The 18,857-nt window shown below is 58.5% G+C and carries 20 protein-coding genes; 10 read left to right on the plus strand and 10 right to left on the minus strand.

All coding sequences use genetic code 11. The features are described from left to right. The first annotated feature begins 71 nt into the window (after positions 1-71). The 3 genes from DSL70_RS13700 to DSL70_RS13710 are packed head-to-tail and all read left to right on the plus strand — an operon-like array spanning position 72 to position 2,055. Complete coding sequence (locus DSL70_RS13700) at positions 72-1,286, plus strand: DUF2793 domain-containing protein (RefSeq protein WP_119308510.1); 1,215 nt, start codon at positions 72-74, stop codon at positions 1,284-1,286. Positions 1,287-1,297: 11 nt separating this feature from the next. Further along, positions 1,298-1,633 (plus strand): hypothetical protein, encoded by a 336-nt coding sequence (locus DSL70_RS13705; protein ID WP_119308511.1) that lies wholly within the window; start codon positions 1,298-1,300, stop codon positions 1,631-1,633. Next, positions 1,630-2,055, plus strand: coding sequence for a hypothetical protein (locus tag DSL70_RS13710; protein ID WP_119308512.1), 426 nt, complete (start codon positions 1,630-1,632; stop codon positions 2,053-2,055). The genes DSL70_RS13705 and DSL70_RS13710 overlap by 4 nt, the downstream gene beginning before the upstream one ends. Positions 2,056-2,118: 63 nt before the next feature. On the opposite strand, the gene DSL70_RS13715 is transcribed toward DSL70_RS13710, so the two are convergent. After that, entirely contained in the window at positions 2,119-2,841 is a 723-nt protein-coding gene (locus DSL70_RS13715; RefSeq protein ID WP_205563262.1) for an LOG family protein, read from the minus strand. Positions 2,842-3,098: 257 nt separating this feature from the next. On the opposite strand from DSL70_RS13715, the gene DSL70_RS13720 reads away from it, so the two are divergent. Further along, positions 3,099-4,694: an MBL fold metallo-hydrolase gene (locus DSL70_RS13720; RefSeq protein WP_119308514.1), complete on the plus strand. Its 1,596-nt coding sequence runs from the start codon at positions 3,099-3,101 to the stop codon at positions 4,692-4,694. A gap of 72 nt (positions 4,695-4,766) precedes the next feature. Here DSL70_RS13720 and gph read toward each other — a convergent pair whose 3' ends face one another. After that, a complete protein-coding gene (gph, locus tag DSL70_RS13725; protein ID WP_162916698.1) occupies positions 4,767-5,423 on the minus strand; it encodes a phosphoglycolate phosphatase in 657 nt (218 codons plus the stop codon). Beyond that, positions 5,420-5,728: a hypothetical protein gene (locus tag DSL70_RS22270; RefSeq protein ID WP_162916700.1), complete on the minus strand. Its 309-nt coding sequence runs from the start codon at positions 5,726-5,728 to the stop codon at positions 5,420-5,422. Before DSL70_RS22270 ends, gph begins: the two co-directional genes overlap by 4 nt. Between DSL70_RS22270 and DSL70_RS13730 the strand changes: the two genes are divergently transcribed. Then, positions 5,727-6,941, plus strand: coding sequence for an alpha-D-ribose 1-methylphosphonate 5-triphosphate diphosphatase (locus DSL70_RS13730; RefSeq protein ID WP_119308516.1), 1,215 nt, complete (start codon positions 5,727-5,729; stop codon positions 6,939-6,941). The two genes, DSL70_RS22270 and DSL70_RS13730, sit on opposite strands and share 2 nt — an antisense overlap. Positions 6,942-7,073: 132 nt before the next feature. Here the strand turns inward: DSL70_RS13730 and DSL70_RS13735 are convergent, their stop codons facing one another. From DSL70_RS13735 to rsxA, 7 genes are read right to left on the minus strand one after another with little or no spacing between them, the layout of a single operon-like run. Beyond that, the gene (locus DSL70_RS13735) at positions 7,074-7,334 is read right to left on the minus strand and encodes an RnfH family protein (RefSeq protein WP_119308517.1); all 261 of its coding nucleotides are present in this window, start codon (positions 7,332-7,334) and stop codon (positions 7,074-7,076) included. An 11-nt stretch (positions 7,335-7,345) separates the two neighbouring features. Next, complete coding sequence (locus DSL70_RS13740) at positions 7,346-8,041, minus strand: electron transport complex subunit E (protein ID WP_119308518.1); 696 nt, start codon at positions 8,039-8,041, stop codon at positions 7,346-7,348. Continuing rightward, positions 8,038-8,763 (minus strand): RnfABCDGE type electron transport complex subunit G, encoded by a 726-nt coding sequence (locus tag DSL70_RS13745; RefSeq protein WP_205563263.1) that lies wholly within the window; start codon positions 8,761-8,763, stop codon positions 8,038-8,040. Before DSL70_RS13745 ends, DSL70_RS13740 begins: the two co-directional genes overlap by 4 nt. Next, positions 8,760-9,851: an RnfABCDGE type electron transport complex subunit D gene (locus DSL70_RS13750; RefSeq protein ID WP_119308519.1), complete on the minus strand. Its 1,092-nt coding sequence runs from the start codon at positions 9,849-9,851 to the stop codon at positions 8,760-8,762. Before DSL70_RS13750 ends, DSL70_RS13745 begins: the two co-directional genes overlap by 4 nt. Further along, positions 9,848-11,404 carry an electron transport complex subunit RsxC gene (gene rsxC / locus DSL70_RS13755; protein ID WP_119308520.1) on the minus strand — a complete coding sequence of 519 codons (1,557 nt, stop codon included), beginning with the start codon at positions 11,402-11,404 and terminating at the stop codon, positions 9,848-9,850. The genes DSL70_RS13750 and rsxC overlap by 4 nt, the downstream gene beginning before the upstream one ends. Before the next feature lie 12 nt (positions 11,405-11,416). After that, complete coding sequence (locus tag DSL70_RS13760; protein WP_119308521.1) at positions 11,417-11,953, minus strand: RnfABCDGE type electron transport complex subunit B; 537 nt, start codon at positions 11,951-11,953, stop codon at positions 11,417-11,419. A gap of 50 nt (positions 11,954-12,003) precedes the next feature. Then, positions 12,004-12,585, minus strand: coding sequence for an electron transport complex subunit RsxA (rsxA, locus tag DSL70_RS13765; RefSeq protein ID WP_119308812.1), 582 nt, complete (start codon positions 12,583-12,585; stop codon positions 12,004-12,006). 312 nt (positions 12,586-12,897) lie between these two features. Between rsxA and DSL70_RS13770 the strand changes: the two genes are divergently transcribed. From DSL70_RS13770 to DSL70_RS13790, 5 genes are all read left to right on the plus strand, one after another. Further along, complete coding sequence (locus DSL70_RS13770) at positions 12,898-13,737, plus strand: ATP-binding protein (RefSeq protein WP_119308522.1); 840 nt, start codon at positions 12,898-12,900, stop codon at positions 13,735-13,737. A gap of 24 nt (positions 13,738-13,761) precedes the next feature. Then, entirely contained in the window at positions 13,762-15,402 is a 1,641-nt protein-coding gene (gene nifA / locus DSL70_RS13775; protein ID WP_119308523.1) for a nif-specific transcriptional activator NifA, read from the plus strand. A gap of 274 nt (positions 15,403-15,676) precedes the next feature. Continuing rightward, the gene (gene nifB / locus DSL70_RS13780; RefSeq protein WP_119308524.1) at positions 15,677-17,275 is read left to right on the plus strand and encodes a nitrogenase cofactor biosynthesis protein NifB; all 1,599 of its coding nucleotides are present in this window, start codon (positions 15,677-15,679) and stop codon (positions 17,273-17,275) included. Positions 17,276-17,291: 16 nt separating this feature from the next. Beyond that, positions 17,292-17,567 carry a ferredoxin family protein gene (locus tag DSL70_RS13785; RefSeq protein WP_119308525.1) on the plus strand — a complete coding sequence of 92 codons (276 nt, stop codon included), beginning with the start codon at positions 17,292-17,294 and terminating at the stop codon, positions 17,565-17,567. Between the two features lie 4 nt (positions 17,568-17,571). Beyond that, on the plus strand, positions 17,572-18,840 hold the full coding sequence (locus tag DSL70_RS13790; RefSeq protein WP_119308526.1) for an FprA family A-type flavoprotein: 1,269 nt from the start codon (positions 17,572-17,574) through the stop codon (positions 18,838-18,840). The last annotated feature ends 17 nt before the right edge of the window (positions 18,841-18,857 follow it).

Raw genomic sequence — 18,857 nt, forward strand, 5'->3', positions numbered from 1 at the left:
TACTAATCCGCCTCTTCCGGGCGAATGGTAAGACTCTCCAAGCGCAACAGTAAGTTGGATTGATTGGAGACATGGAACAGACAACTAACCTCGCATTGCCCTACATCGTGGGCAATCAGAACCAGAAGCATATCACCCATAACGAAGCCCTGCGGATGCTGGACGCACTGGTCCAACTGTCCGTTGCTGATCGAGACCTATCCGCGCCACCGGCTGCCCCGGAAGAGGGCACTCGTTACATTGTGGCCAATGGGGCAAGCGGGGCCTGGACCGGATGGGAGGGCAGCATTGCCGCCTATCTTGATGGGGCCTGGATGCGGTTTCAACCGCTGGCCGGATGGCTGGCGTGGCTTGTCGATGAAAGCAAACTGCTTTGCTATGACGGGGCGAGCTGGTCAGATTTCATTTCAACAAGCTTTGGCGCGGCTCTGGCTGGCGGAACCTTCGACAAGATCGGAATCAATGCCACGGCGGACACGATCAATCGCCTTGCTCTTGCCTCTGCTGCCAGCCTTTTCAACCATGCTGGCAATGGCCATCAGATCAAGGTCAACAAGGCAGCGGTTGCCGACACAAACAGCCTGTTGTTTCAGACCAACTGGTCAGGCCGCGCGGAAATGGGCTGCGCCGGGGAAGATGATTTTTCATTCAAGGTTAGCGCTGACGGATCAAGCTGGACAACGGCGCTCAAGATCGCTCGGGCAACCGGGCTTCTCACCGGCGCGGCGGTGCAATCATCTACCAGTGATGCGACAAGCGGAAGGCTCTTGACCGTTGGTGCGTTCGGGCTTGGGGAAGCGGGAAGTGTGCCCCCGCTCGCTGACGTCGATGATCCGCTGACCCCTTGCGGCCTTTGGGGCGTGTTGGGTGGATCGACGGCGAACAACGCAAGCTTGCCCGCTGGTCTTGCCGGAACGACGGGTGCCAAATTCGGCATGCTGATGATGGAAAAATATAGCGCCTCCCGCCTTCGGCAAATCGTTTGGTCGACAGTTGCCAATGATGCCAAGGTGTTCGAGCGCTGGTATCGCGGGGCAGGTTGGGAAAGCTGGCAACTCATATACGGCCAAAGAAATATCATCGGAACGGTGGCGCAATCATCCGGCGTTCCAACCGGGGCCATCATTGAAAGCGGTAGCAACGCCAACGGCGAATATGTGCGCTTTGCCGATGGCTTCCAGATTTGCACCAATGGCAATGCGGCAATCACAACAGCGGCGGCGGCCTTCACCGGCACCATCACCAAAATCGACAGTGACAAGCTTTGGCTTGGCCGCTGGTACTAGGGAGACATTCCATGAAACTCACTCTGATTCCGCAACGGCGCGACGATGCGCTTGCCCTGTCACTTGCGGGTGACGTGCTGACCATCAACGGCGAAGCGCTGGACCTGTCATGTGTTCCAGCCGGGGCCACCTTGCCGCGCGAAGCGGTGGTTTGCGCTTGGCTGGCATCCGATATCGAGCGCGACAAAGATGGCCAACTGTCTCTCTCGCTCATTCTGCCTCATGGTTTCATTGCCGACCCTTGGAGCGACGCGGCAAAGGCGGTGCTTTATCCTGCCGTGATTGAGGTCACCAAAGACGGGGAAATCACTTTGCCAGCCTATGAAGAGGAAGGGATTGAAGAATGACCATTACCATCGATCTTGGCCAATTGATCACTTCAGAGGCAAAACAGGCATTTTCTCTTGAGAGAGCAAAGAGTATTGCGCTTGACGTCATCAACACCCGGATTGAAAAGGAACGGGCCGCCCTGCTGACAGACATGGTAGGGCAAGAGATGATCTATCTTGCCAAGGAAGCGGAGGCGAAGGCTTGGCAGGCGGCAACCAAGCCGGATCTTGCCGATTATCCGCTTTTGGCGGCAGAAGTCGGGATTACCGCCGACAATGCGGACGCATTGGCGGCGCTATGGCTTTCCATGGCTGACCAGTGGCGACAGACGGCAGCACGCCTTGAATCGATCCGGCTCAAGACAAAAGCCGATATCGGCGCAGCGGAAACGCTGGACGCGGTTACAAGCGTTGAAGATGGGATTGTCTGGCCCGCTTGAGCCAGGCTCGAGCAATTCCATCCCCGTTCAAAAAGGGTCGGGGATGGACGCTATTCTTGCGCGTCAGACAACCTTGTTCTGATCCACGGTGTCAACACCATAGTCGACCATCACCTGCCAGGCCTCTTCCGGGTCATCAACAATGATGAAATGCTCCACATCCATTGGCGCTATGGTGCCGTGCTTGATGAGTGTGTCGAAATTGATGAGATTTTCCCAAAAATCCTTGCCATGCAGGATAATCGGCATGCCCGAAACCTTGCCGGTCTGCTTGAGGGTCAGGATGTCGAACAGCTCATCCAGAGTGCCAAAGCCGCCGGGGAAGGCGATGAGGGCATTGGCCCGCATGGCGAAATGCATTTTGCGCAAGGCAAAATACTGGAACTGGAAGCTCAACCCCGGCGTGACATAGGGGTTGATGTGCTGCTCATGCGGCAGCACGATGTTGAGCCCTATATTCTTGGCACCAGCGTCGAAAGCACCCCGGTTGGTTGCCTCCATGATGCCCGGCCCGCCACCGGTACAGATCACGTTGCGATGGGTGCCATTGGTCGGATTGAGGGCGCCGCCGCGTTCGGAGACGATCCGTCCCAATTCTCGGGCCTGCTTGTAGAAGGGGTGATCCTCCTTGAAGCGCGCACTGCCGAACACCACGACCGTTGACAGAATGCCATGATCCCGCATGCCCAGATCAGCCTTGGTGAATTCAAGCTCCAGCCTCGCGCCGCGCAATTCCTCTCGTCTGAGGAAGTCGACGTCTTCGTAGGCAAGCAAATCATTGTCCATTGGATGTTCGGGTTTGGGTGAATTTGAAATCATTGTTCGGAATCACTTCTGTTGTGGGATGCATGAAATATGCGGTCTTTCGACTTCCCCTATAAGTATAGATAGAACTTATTGCCGCCAATTTAACCATTTATGATTTAATTATTTCAAAGAGATGTTGCATTCCTCCGCCACCGTGAAAGGATGGGAGGGAACTGGCCAAGGAGCGGGCGACAACGGTCTGGGCCAGCAGTCTGAGGAGAAAGGAAGAAGCAAGAATGGACGTAAAGCTCAAATTCTGCGGCGCCGCAGGCATCGTAACCGGTTCATGCTATCTGGTTCAGACGGCGGGACATAAATTTCTTGTCGATTGCGGCATGTTCCAGGGTACCAAGGCAGTCCGGTCCCTCAATTACGACGGCTTCCCCTTCGAGCCAGCCGAGATTGATTTCGTGCTCTTGACCCATGCCCATATCGACCATTCCGGCCTGTTGCCAAAGCTCTACAAACAGGGTTTCACGGGGCCGACCTACATGACTGAGCCAACCGTCGATCTGCTTGCCGCTATGTTGCCTGACAGTGGCCACATCCAGGAAATGGACGTGATGAACCTCAACAGACGCAACACCCGTCGTGGCAAGCCCGAGATTGAGCCGATCTACACCCAGCAGGATGCTTTCGAATGTCAGACCTATTTCAGATCTGTCCCCTCGGAGGAATGGGTCGATATCGAAGGTATCCGCGCCAAATACTGGAATGCAGGTCACATTCTGGGCTCCGCCTCCATTGCCCTCGAAATCCCATCCGATGATCCAAACGAGGAGAGCCTGCGGGTGTTGTTCTCCGGCGACCTTGGCCCTGATCACAAGCTCTTCTATCCGGACCCGGCTGCCTCATCAGACTATGACTATGTCATCTCCGAGAGCACCTATGGCGGGCGCAATCGCCCGACTGTGACTCCGGAGCAGAAACGGCAGACCCTGTTGGAAGAAATCCAACTTGGCCTCAAGGACAACGGCCTGTTGCTCATCCCGTCCTTTGCCGTGGAACGGACACAGGAACTGCTGGCTGATATTCTGATCCTGCAGCACACAGGCCAATTGCAGGACGTGCCGATTTTCCTCGATAGTCCTCTGGCGATCAAGGCAACCGAAGTGTTCATCAAACACGCGGGGGAACTGGAGGATGTCGGAGATTTCGTCAACAAGCTCGATACCTCGCGCATTCGCTTCACCCAATCGGTGGAAGAGAGCAAGGGCCTCAATCGCATCAAGTCTGGCGCCATCATCATGGCTGGCAGCGGCATGTGCGATGCCGGTCGCATTCGTCACCACATCAAGAACCACATGTGGCGGACCAACACGACGCTGCTGTTGGTGGGCTATCAGGCTGAAGGGTCTCTAGGTCGGCTGCTCGCCAACGGCGCCGAGAAGGTGCGTATTCAAGGCGAGGAAATCAGGATCCGTGGCAAGGTACGCCAGCTTGAAACCTATTCCGGTCACGCCGATGGCGATGAACTGATCGAGTGGATCCTCGAACGCCAGCCAATCCGCCACGGCCTGTTCCTCTGTCATGGCGAGCAGGAAGCCTCGGAAGCCTTGAAGGCAGCATTGGTCGAGAAGGGGTTGCCGGAAAAGATGATCACGATTCCGGCCATTGACGATGAAGTAAACCTGTCGGTCAAGGGCCTGGCAGAATACGCGCCAAACATCAAGCATCGTGTCCAGCAGTGTGATGTCTGCGGCTGGGACGCCCACAACGAGTTTGCCGAATTGCAGATCGACCTCAAGGAGGCGTTCGACAAACTGGCCGACGAAAAGTCCCGCAAGGCATTGGCTCGGCGTATCAAGCGTGCGCTGGAAGCTGCTGAATGACAATGACTTTTGCCCGGTGGTCATTTGGCCATCGGGCAATTGTTTTCCTTTGTTGGCTTTTGCGAGCCAACCTCAGCTTGATTGCTTCACATACTCCAGAAGCGCTGCATAGTCGGTAAAGCTGAAGGCGTGCGGCAGCTCGGAAAGCGGCGTCTGTCGATAGCCTTCCTCATAGAGCGCGCATCTCACGCCAGCGGCGTGGGCCGTGGCCGCGTCCACTTCGCTGTCCCCGACAAACAGGCAATCTGCAAGGTCAAACCCTTCATAACAGGCCCACAGGGGTTCCGGCGCCGGTTTGCGCTGAGAGAGGGTGTCCCCGCCAATCACCTTGCTGAAGAAGGGCGTGAAGTTGAGATCCTCAAGAATGATGCGGGTCGGTGCTTCAGGCTTGTTGGTGCAAAGGCCAAGGGTGATCCCCATGTCGACAAAGGCCTCAAGGCACTCCCTCACACCCGGGAAGGGCTGGGTGTTCTTGTCTTCAAGCACCAGATCATAGAGCGCGAGATATTCCCCGTTGATGGCGCTGCGATTGGATTCATCGATCGGCAGTCCTGCGGCCTTGCAGATCTTGTCGACCAGAACCGGGATGCCATTGCCCACGAACGAACGCACCTGCGCCTGTTCCAGAGGCTTGCAACCATGTGCGGCAAGCAGTTTGTTGGCGGTGATGTGCAGATCAGGCACACTGTCGACCAGAGTCCCGTCCAAATCGAATACAATTGCTTTCATTCTGGTTTTTCCTTTTTTAGGGTCAAACCCCGGCTCCATCGGGCCAACCTGTTCAAGGGATAAAGGCTGGAGGGGGAGGATGCAATGCCGCTGGCGTGTCGCTGTGCGTTTTGCTCCGATTCCTTGGTGGAATCCGTGCGCGACGCATTGACCGCCGTCAGGCAAACATGTGCGGTGCAATCCCACTGTGGCCTATCTGTAATCAAAGTGACATCTTTGGGGTGTCCCTTGATCCTCTCGACCGGCTTGATATCCGGTTCCCGTCCCGTCGCATCATGTCGTTTCCCTTCAAGGATCAAATCCATGCTCGAATTCACAATCGTCGGTGCCAAGGTCTTTCTGCCCGATCAGATCGTTGAAACCACGGTCACCGTCACCAATGGTGTCATCTCGGCTATCGGTGACACAGTAACGGGCAGGGAGATCGACGGCAGGGGACATCTGCTGGCCCCGGCTCTGATCGATATCCATGGCGACGCCTTCGAGCGGCAGCTGATGCCGCGCCCCAATGTGTTCTTTCCCATGGAGGCGGCCCTTCTGGAAACCGATCGGCAACTGGCCTCGAACGGTATCGCCACGGCCTACCACGCACTGTCGATCAGCTGGGAGCCGGGGCTGCGCAGTGTTGAACGAGCGCGCGAAATGATCCGCGCCATCATGACCCGGGCTGACCGGCTGACCGTTGAAAACCGCATCCAGTTGCGATGGGAAACCTTCTGCCTTGAGGGGATAGACCTGCTCAGGGAAACGCTGGACGGACCGCTGACCCCATCCCTTGCATTCAATGACCATACGTCCATGGCCATGCTGCACCCGGACATGCCATTGCAACACCGACCGTTCGAGCATTCCCCACAGTTCCCGGTGGTGAACGCAGATGACCCCGCCTTTCGTGCCAAAATGGCCGGACGAGCCGAGCGCTCCGGCCTTTCCACCACCGACTATGCCGAGCTGCTCAAAGACCGCTGGCGGATGCGGCCACTCGTCAGGGACGCCATCGCGGAGGTGGGGCAACTGGGACGCAGCAGGAATGCGCCAATGCTCAGCCATGATGATACGCAGGACGAGACACGCGACTTCTATCGCAGCCACGGCGCGACGATCTCGGAATTTCCTATGGCCGTGTCAGTTGCTGCCGTTGCGCAGGAGCGGGGCGATATGGTGGCCTTTGGCGCTCCCAATGCAGTACGCGGCGGCAGCCACCTTGGCGCGTCACCCAATGCCGGCGACATGGTGGAAGCCGGGCTCTGCTCCATTCTGGCTTCGGACTATTACTATCCGGCGATGCTGGCAGCCGTGGCCCGTCTGGATGCCGAAAAGCGGGCGGATCGCCTGAGCCTTTGGAAGCTTGTCTCGACCAATCCCGCAAGAGCGATGAAGCTCGATGATCGTGGAGAGATTGCCGTTGGCAGGCGGGCAGATCTGGTTTTGGTCGATTGGCCCGCAGGCCATGTGCCCGCTGTCCGGCATACATGGGTTGCCGGTCGCACCGCCTACAGCGCCACCCCGCAGGGCTAGGCGGGAAAAGGAGAGAGGGAGGCCTTTTCTGCCTGAGGTCCGGACCCGATCCGAACCGCACTTTTGGACGAGCGACCGGCTAGACGTGGTGCTTTCGCTCCAGCCCGAAGGGGATGAGAGACCGGCTCGACTTCATTGGTCCCGCCGCTCGACCTGATCCGGATCAGCGGTGATCGGCCGGTAGATCTCGACCCGGTCACCATCTTCCAGAACCTTGTTGAGCTTGGCGATGCGCCCGAATATGCCAACCTTCTGCGTCTTGAGATCGATGTCGGGGAACTGGTTGAGCACGCCGGAGCGGTGAATGGCTTCCTCTATGGTGCAGCCATCAGGCATTTCCATCCGCAGCCAGACCTTGTGCGTGGGGGTGACATAGGCAACGCCGATATTCATGAAGGTCTCTCCTATATCGTGATGTGCCCGCCGATGAGGTCCGTCTCGTCCTGCCGTGCCTTACGGGCTTTTTCGAACTGGTTGTCGATCATCCGCTTGCCGACGAGGATGAGGCTCAGCATGATGAACCCGCCCGGTGGCAGGATGAAGATGAGAAAGCCGGGGTAATCCGGAATGACGGTCACTTCCAGAAAGCTGAAGGCCGGTCCGAGCAACAGCGAGGCACCTGAAAAGAGGGTGCCGGACCCCACAATCTCGCGCACCGCGCCGAGCAGGACAAGGGCAAGGGTGAAACCCACTCCCATCATCAGACCATCAAGTACCGAGGGCAGGATACGAGCCTTGGAGGCAAAGCTCTCAGCACGACCGAGAATGGCACAGTTGGTGACGATCAGCGGAATGAACAGGCCTAGGATCTTGTAGAGGTCATGCAGATAGGCATTCATGTAGAGATCGACAATCGTTACCAGCCCGGCGATGATCAGCACATAGGCGGGAATGCGGATTTCCGGCTCGATGAAATTACGCAAAAGGGAGATGAGCAGGCCCGAAGCCACCAGCACGGCAGTGGTGGCCAATCCCAGACCAAGGCCGTTGGTGGCGGTGCCGGTAACGGCCAGCATCGGGCAGAGCGCCAGCGTTTGCGAAAACAGGATCGTATTGGTCCAGAGGCCCTCAAGGGTGATCTCGCGATAGCTTTTTGTCATGATCGGTTTCCTTTGCATGACCCGTCAGGGCAGGTGAGGATCTCGTCTTTGTGGGCCTTGAAGAATTCCAGCCCGCTGCGCACTGAAAGCACCACGGCGCGCGGGGTGATGGTCGCCCCGGACAGCTGGTCGAAATAGCCACCGTCCTTCTTGACCTTCCACTGGGCCTCGGAGGGTTCAGCGAGCGAGCGCCCGGAAAACTGCTTGATCCAGTCGCCGCGCTTGGATTCGATCCGGTCGCCAAGCCCCGGTGTTTCGGTGTGTTGCAGCACCTCGACGCCAAGCAGAGTGCCGTTCGGGTCCACCCCGATAATCGACAGGATCGGTCCGCCATACCCCACCGCGCTGACCTGGTAGGCAACCGCGGTCAGTGTTCCCTGACGGTAGGCGGGATAGACGGTTCGGGCGCCATTCGTGTCCTTGATGGTAAAGGCGTCGTGGACCAGATCATTGTCATGCAGGCTCGCCGGGATGACCAGCGCCAGAGAGGATTGCAAATCTTCCTTTTGCCTTATGGCAATCGGGTCCAGCGTCGCCATGTAGCTGGAGGCGAGGATAAGGGCCGAGATCAGGCAGAAGCCACCAAGCACCGTCGCCAGATAGGCCGGATTGTCGTGATACCTCATATAGAGCGCCTTGATCCTGTCGCGCATGGCATTCCCCGCGTCAGGCTGACCATCAGGGGCCTTGAAGGTATCGGCGTTCAATTCGCTCTCGCTCATCGTGCCTCTCCCTTGCTGGTTTCCTTGAGGTTGATCGGGTCGCCCTTGCGGGTTCGGCCATAGATGCGCGGCTTGATATAGGTGTCGATCAGCGGCACCGTGGCGTTCATCAGAAGGATCGCGAAGGCCACGCCCTCTGGATAGGCCGCCCATGTGCGAATGATGAAGGTCAGGGTGCCGACGCCCGCCCCGAAAATGATCTTGCCCAGAGGCGAGCCGGGGGCCGTGACGTAGTCCGTCGCGATGAAAAACACCGCAAAGGCAAAGGTGCCCGAGACCAGATGCACCAGCGGGCTGGCAAAGTGGGCAGGATCGAGAAAATGGGCAAGGCCGGAGAGGGCACTCATGGCCCCGATCATTGCTACGGGAATGTGCCAGGTGATGATGCGGGTGGCCAACAGGAACAGGCCTCCGATCAGTGCCAGAATGGCTGACGTTTCGCCCATCGAGCCCGGAGCGAAACCAATGACCATGTTCTTGAGGTCGAACGATTGGGCAAGGATCTGTTGCAACACCTCGCCGCGCCCGAGCTCGGTCTTGATCGTGCCGAGCAGCGAGGCGCTGGTGATGGCATCAATCTCCGGATGGCCGCCGAAGGTGATTGCCAGTCCGCGAATGAAATCGGGCGCTGCGCCGCTATAGATCGGCTGGGGTCCCAGAAACTGGGTCATCTGGATTGGGAAGGAAATGAGCAGCACCGTACGGGCCACCATCGCCGGGTTGAAGACATTCTGCCCGAGGCCGCCAAAGGCCTGCTTGGCCAGCATGATGGCAATCAACGAGCCAACTGCCCCGATCCACCAGGGCGCCCAAGGTGGCAGGGTCATGGCCAACAGCCAGCCGGTCAGGATGCCCGAGCCATCGAGCAGGTGGAGCTTCACCGGTTTGCCCGCCAACTTGAGGCACAAGGCCTCGGCGAGGATGGCTGCCGCCACCGTAACCAGAAACAGATAGATCGAGGGCCAGCCAAACTGGACAAAGCCGAACAGGGTGGAGGGCAGCAGCGCCACCATGACGAGCCCCATGGTGCGGGAAACACTGGCTCCCGAGTGGGAAAACGGTCCGGCTGTGATATTGACGTCACTCATGCTTTCGCCCTTGCTTTGTGATGGTCCGGCGCGGAGATGACATCCTCTGTCATAACTCCGGCCACACCCTCTGATCCCATGGTTGCCTCCTCCTGTTCCTCCTTGCGCTTCTTGGCTTCCCGTTCAGCCTTCATGCGTGCCATCGCAGCCTGCTTTTCCTTCTTGATCTTCTCCATGCGAGCGTCGTGGAACTGCACCAGCCGCTTGGTCTCCTCCTGCTTGTGGGCGGCGCGCTGCTTGGCGGTGAGGCTGCCTTTGGCATAGTTGAAATACTGCACCAGCGGGATGTTGGCCGGGCAGACAAAGGAGCAGGAGCCGCAGGCGATGCAATCCCTGAGGCCGATATCAACCGCACTCTCCAGCTCATCTGCCTTGATACGGGCTGCCATTTCATAGGGCATCAACCCGCAGGGGCAGGCGGCAACACAGGAGGTGCAGCGAATGCAGGGCATGATCGGCTTTTGCGAGGTCTCCTTGCGTCCCAGAGCCAGAATGCCATTCGAGCCCTTGACGACTGGTGCGCGGGTGCTGGAAACAGGGTCGCCCATCATTGAGCCACCCAGCAGCAGTTTTTCCGGCTCATCAATGAAGCCGCCGCAATGCTCGATGATGTGGGAGATCGGGGTGCCGATCGGAACCTCGAAATTGCCCTTGCGCCGGATCATCTCGCCGCTGACGGTCACAATGCGGGAAATGAGCGGGCGCCCAAGCCGGACGGCCTGCTGGATGGCATAGGTGGTGGCAACATTCTGCACGATCACGCCAACGTCAGCGGTCAGCGCCCGCGCAGGAACCTCCTGTCCGGTGAGGATCTGCACCAGATGCTTGGCAAAGCCGGTCGGGTAGCGGGTCGGCACCTCCACGACCTTGATGTCGTAGCGGTTCTGCGCCTGCGCTTCCCTTTTGAGCGCCTTGATGGCATCAGGCTTGTTTTTCTCCACGCCAATCAGCGCCTTGGTGACACCAATGGTGTGACAGATAATGGCGACACCATCGAGAATTTCGGCTGCCCGTTCGCGCATCAGGCGATCATCGCAGGTGATGTAGGGTTCGCACTCGGCCGCATTGATCACCAGCGTATGCAGCGGTCCGCGGGTGCGCAGATTGAGTTTGACAGCCGCCGGGAAGGCCGCGCCGCCAAGGCCCACGACACCGGCCTCGGCCACACGCCGGGCGATCTCGTCCGGTTCGGTTGCAAAGGGATCAAGGGGCGGCGGCAGGTCTCCCCATTCGTCCTTGCCATCAGGTCTGAGCGTGATGGTCGGTTCTGGCAGGCCCGAGGCATGCGGCGCGACAAAGCGGCCGATGGCGATGATCCGCCCGGATGTCGGCGCATGAATGGTGGCCGATACCGATCCGCGGGAAAGCGCCAGCACCTGTCCCTTCTTGACGGTATCGCCTTTTTCGACGATCGGATTGGCGGGGGCGCCTGTGTGCTGCTTGAGGGGGATGCGCATCAGGGTCGGCAGAGGAATCTGTTCGATCTTTTCGTTCTCGGCCAGTTCCTTGCGCCCGTCGGGGTGAATGCCCCCTTTGATCTTGAATAGTCTCATTGGGTCAATCCATCAACTTGCCAGAGAGAGTTCTGGCTTCGGCCAGTGCCAGGTTTGGATGGTCGCGGTTTCCTTGCGCATGGTGATGGCCCCGGTCGGGCAGACCTCTGCGCAATTCTCGCAACCGGTGCAGGCGTCATCGACAACACCGTGGATCTGTTTGGATGCCCCCACGATGGCATCCGTCGGGCAGCGCTTGGCGCATTTGGTGCAGCCGATGCAGAGGTCTTCAAAGACAAAGGCAATCATCGGCCCGGTGTCCTTCATGGCCGACAGATCGGCCTCAACGCCAAGCTTTTCCGCCAGAGCTGCAGCAAGCGTCTTGCCGCCAGGTGGGCACAGGGTCACGTTGGCGCTGTGCTCGGCCAACGCGTTGGCAGCATCTGAACAGCCCAGAAAGCCGCATTGGCCGCAGTTCGAGCCCGGCAGAAGCTCCTCGATTTCCCCGGCGATCGGGTTGCCTTCGACGCGCAGGTAATGCGCAGCCAGCCCGAGACCTCCGCCCAAAAGCACCCCCAAAGCCAGAAGAGCACCCATTGCTGCCAACATGTCAAAATCCTCTTGTTGCTTGTTGTCTGCTGCGAATGCAGGCCTTGCGGCTAGTGGGAAACCAGTCCGGCAAATCCCATGAAGGACAGGGACAGAAAACCGGCGGTGAGAAAGGCAATCGGCGTCCCCTTGAAGAGGGTGGGAACTTCCGCCAGCTTGATCCGTTCCCTGAGCCCCGAGAAGAGAACCAGAACCAGCGAGAAGCCGAGCGCCGAACCCAACCCGAACAGCACGCTCTCATAGAAGGTGTGGTCTTCCTGAATGTTGAGCAGCGCCACGCCCAGTACGGCGCAGTTGGTCGTGATCAGTGGCAGGAAGATGCCAAGCCGCTGATGCAGCACCGGCGAGAATTTGCGGATCGCCATTTCCGTGAACTGGACAATGGCGGCGATGAGCAGAATGAGCGTCAGGATGCGCAGATACTGAAGCCCCAGCGGCTCGAGCAAAAACCGCTCGACCACCCAGGCGGCGGTGGCTGCAAGGGTCAGAACGAAGGTCGTGGCAAAGCCCATGCCCAGCGCCGCCGACAGCTTGTTCGACACACCCATGAAGGGACATAGACCCAGAAACTTGACCAGCACCACATTGTTGACGAGGGCGGTCTCAAGAAGGATCAGCAGTGTATGTTCCATGAAGGCAATCCGTTCGCCTGATTGAAAAAGGTCTTGCAAGCCCGTTTGCATCAACCGTGCCAAGCGGGATGACTTTCTGGTGGTATCGGGGCTAAGGGGCTGAATTCTGCGCACTCGGCCGCCTCTTGCGCGGCAGGCCATGGGACAGGTCACTTGAGGGGCATTTGCTACAATATTGCGCGTGTCGGTTCGCCTTTTGTCGGAAATGCGACAACAGGACACGGCAAACTGGCCAAAATCCGCGTCCTTTCATTCGGCACGCAAGTTGCATCAGTCCTTTTCATCGATTTGACAACGAAGCGACACGCCGCCATGACAGAACAGCTTGCCAAACGCACCCATGCCCCGCTCTACACCGTAGAATGTGCATCGCACTGCCAACTGGTCGAGTTCCAGAAGCAGGAATATGAAAAGGCCCGCCTCAATGCGGTCCGGGCGCGGATGGCGGAATCGGAAATGGAGTATCGTACTCGTGAAGTGATCGACGGTGCGCTCTATCTGTTGCAAAAGCCGCTCAATGTCATGACGGCGCTGTCCAACAATCTGCAGCGCACGGCCTGTGGTCCGAAGTCATCGGAAACACCGGGCTGTCTGCCCATGGGCGGTGCGCTGGACGAGGCGCTGGAGTTTGGCCACGAGGCTGCCCGCACTCTGCGTCTGTCGCTTCCGGAAGACAGGACGGCGGCGCACGTTCCCATCAACATCAACGAAGCAATAAGGGATTGTCTCATCATTTCTGCCGATCGCATTGATGCCAACGGCATCGAAGTGGATTGGCGCGCCAGTCCGGAACTGCCGATGATCTACAGTGATGAGATCACGATCCGCGTCATGCTCCGGATATTGCTCGATAATGCCATCAACGCCATAGGGGAGAATGGCGCTACCGCTCGATCGGTCGGCGTCATATCGCGCGTTGGTGCCGACAGAACGGTTGAAGTCTGCATTCAGGATTCCGGTCCCGGTATCGACCGGGCCGCCCGAACCAAGGTCTTCGAGCCTTTCTACACAGCCTGGCAATCCAGCCCGCACCACGCCGGTTTGGGTTTGGCCATCGCCCGGCAGATTGTGGCTGACTTGCATGGCGATATCGAAATCCGCGAGAGCAACGTACGCGGATCCAACATATGCGTCAGTTTGCCAGCCTGTTAGTTCCCCTACTAGATTGCGAGCATCATGAGCATTCAGTGTCCAACGACGTCGGATGAAGTTATCAAACACGATGAGGGCTTGTGTCCCAAGCCCGTTTTCTGTTCTTTTTATCGCCGTGAACTGGAAACGCTTTACAAGGTCAGCCAGTTGCTCGGCCGTTCGCTGGATCTGCACGACACAGCCCGAGAGGTTCTGCGTCTGCTGCACGAGGAAGGCCGCCTGCTCTATGGCATGATCTGCCTGCTCGACAATGACAGCGGTCTGTTGCGGATCATCGATATTCATCAGGATGAAGCGACCTTCACAAAGAATGTCAGCTACATGCCCGGCGAGGGGATTGTCGGCGCCATCCTCAGCGAGCGGAAGCTCATCGTGGTGCCGCGCATCGCCGAAGAACCGCGCTTTCTGGATCGTCTTGGCGTCTATGATCCGAACCGGCCTTTCATTGGCGCGCCAATCTTTCTGGGCTCCAATGAACCGGTGGGGGTCTTTGCCGCCCAGCCTTTCTTTGCCGACAAGTTTCTGGAAGACAATGCCAAGCTGATGCAGATGATCGCCTCGTTGATCGGGCAGGCCATCCTGCTGTCCAAGGCTGTTCAGGAAGAACAGGACAAGCTGCGCGAAGAACGCGACAGCCTGCGCCGTCGGGTCAAGCGCCAGCACGGCTTCGAGAATATCATTGGTGAAACCGATGCCATGCGGCTGGTGTTCGATCAGGTACGCATGGTGGCCAAGTGGAACACCACCGTACTGATCCGTGGCGAAAGCGGCACCGGCAAGGAGCTGATTGCCAACGCCATTCACTATAACTCGCCGCGTGCCACTGCGCCCTATCTCAAGCTCAACTGCGCAGCCCTGCCTGATAACCTTCTGGAATCGGAACTGTTCGGCCATGAGAAGGGGGCTTTCACCGGTGCCGTTTCCCTGCGCAAGGGGCGCTTCGAGCAGGCTGATGGCGGGACGCTGTTTCTCGATGAAATCGGCGAAATCACCCCCGCCTTCCAGTCCAAGCTGTTGCGGGTGTTGCAGGAAGGTGAGTTCGAGCGTGTCGGCGGCAACAAGACCCACAAGGTTGATGTGCGCATCATCGCGGCCACCAACAAGGATCTGGAAGCTGCAGTGGAAGCGGGTACTTTCAGAGAAGATCTCTATTATCGCCTCAATGTCATGGCTATCAATATGCCATCACTGCGCGAGCGCATGGACGATATTCCCGAGCTCGGTCGCTTTCTTATCGGCAAGATCGGCCAGCAGCAGGGGCGCACCCTCATCCTCAAGGATAGCGCCGTGCGCCTGCTCATGCGCCACAGCTGGCCGGGCAACGTGCGCGAGCTGGAGAACTGCCTCGAACGCGCCTCCGTCATGAGCCCGGACGGCGTGATCGACAGGGACGTGGTTTCCCTTTCCGGTCTGCCGGAAAAGACCCTTGTCGGCGTTCCGGCCCAACCCTTGCCACCGATCCTCAAGATCCCGCAAGCCGCAGCCGAAGAACCGGCTGCGGACAACGCCTGGCAGGATGAAACCCTCGACGAACGAGAACGGGTCATCGCCGCGCTGGAAGAAGCAGGATGGGTGCAGGCAAAGGCGGCTCGGCTGCTCGACATGACGCCGCGCCAGATCGCCTATCGCATCAAGATACTAGGCATCTCGGTCAGACGCATCTGACCGGGAGCCGTGCTTCCCCACATCTCCTCCCTTCCTGATAGTCTGGTGGACCTTGGTCCTGTGTCTCTTTGCCAAGACGTGCAATCGATTGGTCGGTATGTCACAAAGTGAAGGTCGGACGTTCCCTCCCATTGTCGCATCTACGACAAAGACAGAATTCAGACATTTCTTATAAAACATATGAATTTCAATGTGATGTATACTTTTCTTCATATGGCATGCCCCTTGCAAAACGGTTCTCATGGACCAATGCTGAAGAAAGGATCGGGGCACCATGCTGGACGGAACAATCAAGGCCGAAGCATCAGCCGGATGCACACAAGTTTCCTGCGGCAGCTCGAAGGATCATGTCGATCAGTTGCCCGATGCCATCCGGGATCGCGTCAAGAACCATCCTTGCTATTCCGAAGAGGCGCATCACCACTATGCCCGCATGCATGTGGCTGTTGCCCCGGCCTGCAATATCCAGTGCAACTATTGCAATCGCAAATATGACTGCGCCAATGAGAGCCGCCCCGGGGTGGTCTCCGAGCTTCTGACACCGGAGCAGGCTGTGCGCAAGACGCTGGCCGTTGCGGCATCCATCCCCCAGATGACCGTGCTTGGCGTTGCCGGTCCTGGTGATCCTCTGGCCAATCCGGCCCGCACCTTCGAAACCTTCAGGATGTTGTCCGAGCAGGCGCCCGACATCAAGCTCTGCGTCTCGACCAACGGCTTGTCGTTGCCAGACTGTGTCGATGAGCTGATGCAGTATAACGTCGACCATGTGACCATCACCATCAACGCCGTCGATCCTGAGATCGGTGCCCAGATCTATCCGTGGATCTATTGGAACAACCGCCGCATGCGGGGTGTCAAGGCTGCGAAGATCCTCATTGAGCGCCAGCAGAAGGGGCTTGAAATGCTCATTGAGCGCGGTGTGCTGGTCAAGGTCAACTCGGTGCTCATTCCCGGTGTCAATGACGAGCATCTCAAGGAAGTCAGCCGCGTGATCAAGGCCAAGGGTGCTTTCCTGCACAATGTCATGCCGCTGATCACAGAGCCGGAACACGGCACCTATTACGGTGTCATGGGGCAGCGTGCCCCGACCCAGCAGGAGCTGACCACCCTTCAGGACGCATGTGGGGACATGAACATGATGCGCCACTGCCGCCAGTGTCGCGCCGATGCCGTAGGATTGCTGGGCGAAGATCGGGGCGAGGAATTCACCCTCGCAAAGATTGATGCCCTTGATGTGGACTACGCCGCCGCCATGGAAACGCGCGCCAGAGTGCAGGCCGATATTGAAGCAAAGCGGGCACAGCAGAAGGTGCATGTTGAAACTCTCAAGGAACAAATGAAAGCGGCCAATGGCAAAACCCTGTTCACGGTCAATGGTCTTACCCTGCAACATAAGACAAGCCTGTCGCAGCCTGCTCCGATGGTTGCTGCGGGCAGGACTGAAGAGACGGGCCTGCCAGCGGGCTTGAGATCGGTGCAGATGGCTGTTGCCAGCAACGGGCAGGGGCTGATCAACCAGCATTTCGGCTCAGCACGGGAATTCATGATCTACGAGGTCTCGCCGAGAGGTGCCCGGCTGATCGGCCATCGCAAGACGGCCCAGTATTGCACCGGCCCGGTTAATTGTGGCGATGGTGATGCGGCGCTGCCCGAAACCATCGACATGCTCAGGGGCTGCGAAGTGGTGCTGTGCTCCAAGGTCGGCTTCAAACCGTGGGACCAGCTCGAGGCCGCTGGCATCATTCCCAATGGAGAACACGCCGACAAGCCGATCGTTCCAGCCCTGATGGCCGTTTATGCCGAACTGCATGCCTCGGGCGCCCTCGACAGGAACCTGTCCGCGCGTTCCGGCCAACAGACCGCCAGCGCCTGAAGAAAGGGACCAGACCATGAGCTATGAAATCACCAGCCTCTGCGTCAATTGCCACGCCTGCATGGATGTCTGCCCGTCGGATGCCATCAACGCCGGTGCCCGGACGTTCGTGATAGCCGCCAGCGACTGCACCCAGTGTGAAGGCGACTATGCCGTTGCCCAGTGCGCCAGCATCTGCCCGGTGGAGGGAGCCATTCTCAACGAATTCGGAGAGGCTGCCAATCCTCCCGGAAGCCTTACCGGCATTCCGCCCCAGCGCATCGCCGAACTCGTCGCACAGGGGATCTTGTAAGGTCATGACCGCGCAGCTCGCGTCCAAACCGGCAGAAGAAATTGCCCTCGGCGTGCACTGGATCGGCGCGTTCGATCCGGATCTGCGCACCTTTGATCTGATCCTGAAGACGGCGAACGGCACGACCTACAACGCCTATCTGGTCGAAGGGGCCGAGGGTGTCGCCGTCATCGACACGGTGAAAGAGGAATTCTCGAACCAGTTTTTTGCTCGACTGGAGGCGGTAACCAGTTATGACCGGATCAGGGCCGTCGTCCTCAATCACCTTGAGCTGGACCACGCAGGAGCCCTGCCGGAGCTGATGCGCCGAGCGCCACAGGCGCATATCTATGTTTCCCAGCGCGGTCTCAAGCTGCTGCAGGCAACCCTCAAGGATGCGCTCGAAAGCTATCGCTACACTCTTACCGATGACGGGGATCAGCTCGACCTCGGCGGCAGGACACTCCGCTTCGTCCATACGCCCTATCTCCACTGGCCCGAGACCAAATGTACCTTTCTGGTGGAAGAGCGGATCCTCTTTTCCTGCGATGTGTTCGGCGCCCATTTCTGTGACGGGCGGTTCTACAATGATCTGGTCGGCGATTTCCGCTTTTCCTTCGAATATTATTTCAAGCACATCATGCGCCCGTTCAAGAAATGGGTGCTGTCCGCCATGGACAAGCTTGAGCCGCTTGCGCCGCTGATGATCGCGCCCTCACATGGCCCGATCCTGCGCCATCGGCCGATGGATTACATCAGGAGCTATCGGCTGCTTTCCGGCTCGCACTTGCCCAACGAGGTTGCAGGCAAGGAAAAGAGCCTGCTGATCTTCTACATGAGCGCCTACGGTGCCACGGCCGACATGGCCCGGTCTGTCTATGAAGGCGCAAGTGCCGTCGAAGGGGTGCGCGTTTCCCTCTATGACCTTCAGGGCGGAGAAGTGGACCCCTTCGTCGATCTCATCGAAGAGGCCGATGGCCTGATCTTCGGCTCGCCCACCATCAACGGCGATGCGGTCAAACCCATCTGGGACCTGCTTGCCTCGCTGGTCGCCATCGAGACCCGCGGCAAGGTCGGTGCCGCCTTCGGCTCCTATGGCTGGTCTGGCGAAGCCGTGCCGATGATCGAGGATAGGCTGCGTGGCCTCAAGATGCGCGTTCCGGAAAAGGGCAAGCGCATCAAGTTTCACCCCACAGAACAGGAGCTGGACGACTGCCGCGACTATGGTCAGTCGATTGCCGAGCTGCTGGCTGGCAAGGCAAAGCCGAAAGTCATCGACTTTGCCTCACTCTGAATGACAAAGGACCAAGG

This window comes from Cohaesibacter haloalkalitolerans (assembly GCF_003574655.1).
Taxonomy (GTDB): domain Bacteria; phylum Pseudomonadota; class Alphaproteobacteria; order Rhizobiales; family Cohaesibacteraceae; genus Cohaesibacter; species Cohaesibacter haloalkalitolerans.

Excerpts from the sequence above, each read along its gene's own strand:
- DSL70_RS13730 (WP_119308516.1), top strand. The coding sequence starts at position 5,727 with ATGCTCGAATTCACAATCGTCGGTGCCAAGGTCTTTCTGCCCGATCAG.
- DSL70_RS13720 (WP_119308514.1), top strand. The coding sequence starts at position 3,099 with ATGGACGTAAAGCTCAAATTCTGCGGCGCCGCAGGCATCGTAACCGGT.
- rsxC (WP_119308520.1), bottom strand. The coding sequence starts at position 11,404 with ATGAGACTATTCAAGATCAAAGGGGGCATTCACCCCGACGGGCGCAAG.
- DSL70_RS13745 (WP_205563263.1), bottom strand. The coding sequence starts at position 8,763 with ATGAGCGAGAGCGAATTGAACGCCGATACCTTCAAGGCCCCTGATGGT.
- DSL70_RS13790 (WP_119308526.1), top strand. The coding sequence starts at position 17,572 with ATGACCGCGCAGCTCGCGTCCAAACCGGCAGAAGAAATTGCCCTCGGC.
- DSL70_RS13705 (WP_119308511.1), top strand. The coding sequence starts at position 1,298 with ATGAAACTCACTCTGATTCCGCAACGGCGCGACGATGCGCTTGCCCTG.
- DSL70_RS22270 (WP_162916700.1), bottom strand. The coding sequence starts at position 5,728 with ATGGATTTGATCCTTGAAGGGAAACGACATGATGCGACGGGACGGGAA.
- DSL70_RS13740 (WP_119308518.1), bottom strand. The coding sequence starts at position 8,041 with ATGACAAAAAGCTATCGCGAGATCACCCTTGAGGGCCTCTGGACCAAT.
- DSL70_RS13715 (WP_205563262.1), bottom strand. The coding sequence starts at position 2,841 with ATGGACAATGATTTGCTTGCCTACGAAGACGTCGACTTCCTCAGACGA.
- DSL70_RS13770 (WP_119308522.1), top strand. The coding sequence starts at position 12,898 with ATGACAGAACAGCTTGCCAAACGCACCCATGCCCCGCTCTACACCGTA.
- DSL70_RS13760 (WP_119308521.1), bottom strand. The coding sequence starts at position 11,953 with ATGTTGGCAGCAATGGGTGCTCTTCTGGCTTTGGGGGTGCTTTTGGGC.
- rsxA (WP_119308812.1), bottom strand. The coding sequence starts at position 12,585 with ATGGAACATACACTGCTGATCCTTCTTGAGACCGCCCTCGTCAACAAT.
- DSL70_RS13785 (WP_119308525.1), top strand. The coding sequence starts at position 17,292 with ATGAGCTATGAAATCACCAGCCTCTGCGTCAATTGCCACGCCTGCATG.
- nifB (WP_119308524.1), top strand. The coding sequence starts at position 15,677 with ATGCTGGACGGAACAATCAAGGCCGAAGCATCAGCCGGATGCACACAA.
- DSL70_RS13735 (WP_119308517.1), bottom strand. The coding sequence starts at position 7,334 with ATGAATATCGGCGTTGCCTATGTCACCCCCACGCACAAGGTCTGGCTG.
- DSL70_RS13750 (WP_119308519.1), bottom strand. The coding sequence starts at position 9,851 with ATGAGTGACGTCAATATCACAGCCGGACCGTTTTCCCACTCGGGAGCC.
- nifA (WP_119308523.1), top strand. The coding sequence starts at position 13,762 with ATGAGCATTCAGTGTCCAACGACGTCGGATGAAGTTATCAAACACGAT.
- DSL70_RS13710 (WP_119308512.1), top strand. The coding sequence starts at position 1,630 with ATGACCATTACCATCGATCTTGGCCAATTGATCACTTCAGAGGCAAAA.
- DSL70_RS13700 (WP_119308510.1), top strand. The coding sequence starts at position 72 with ATGGAACAGACAACTAACCTCGCATTGCCCTACATCGTGGGCAATCAG.
- gph (WP_162916698.1), bottom strand. The coding sequence starts at position 5,423 with ATGAAAGCAATTGTATTCGATTTGGACGGGACTCTGGTCGACAGTGTG.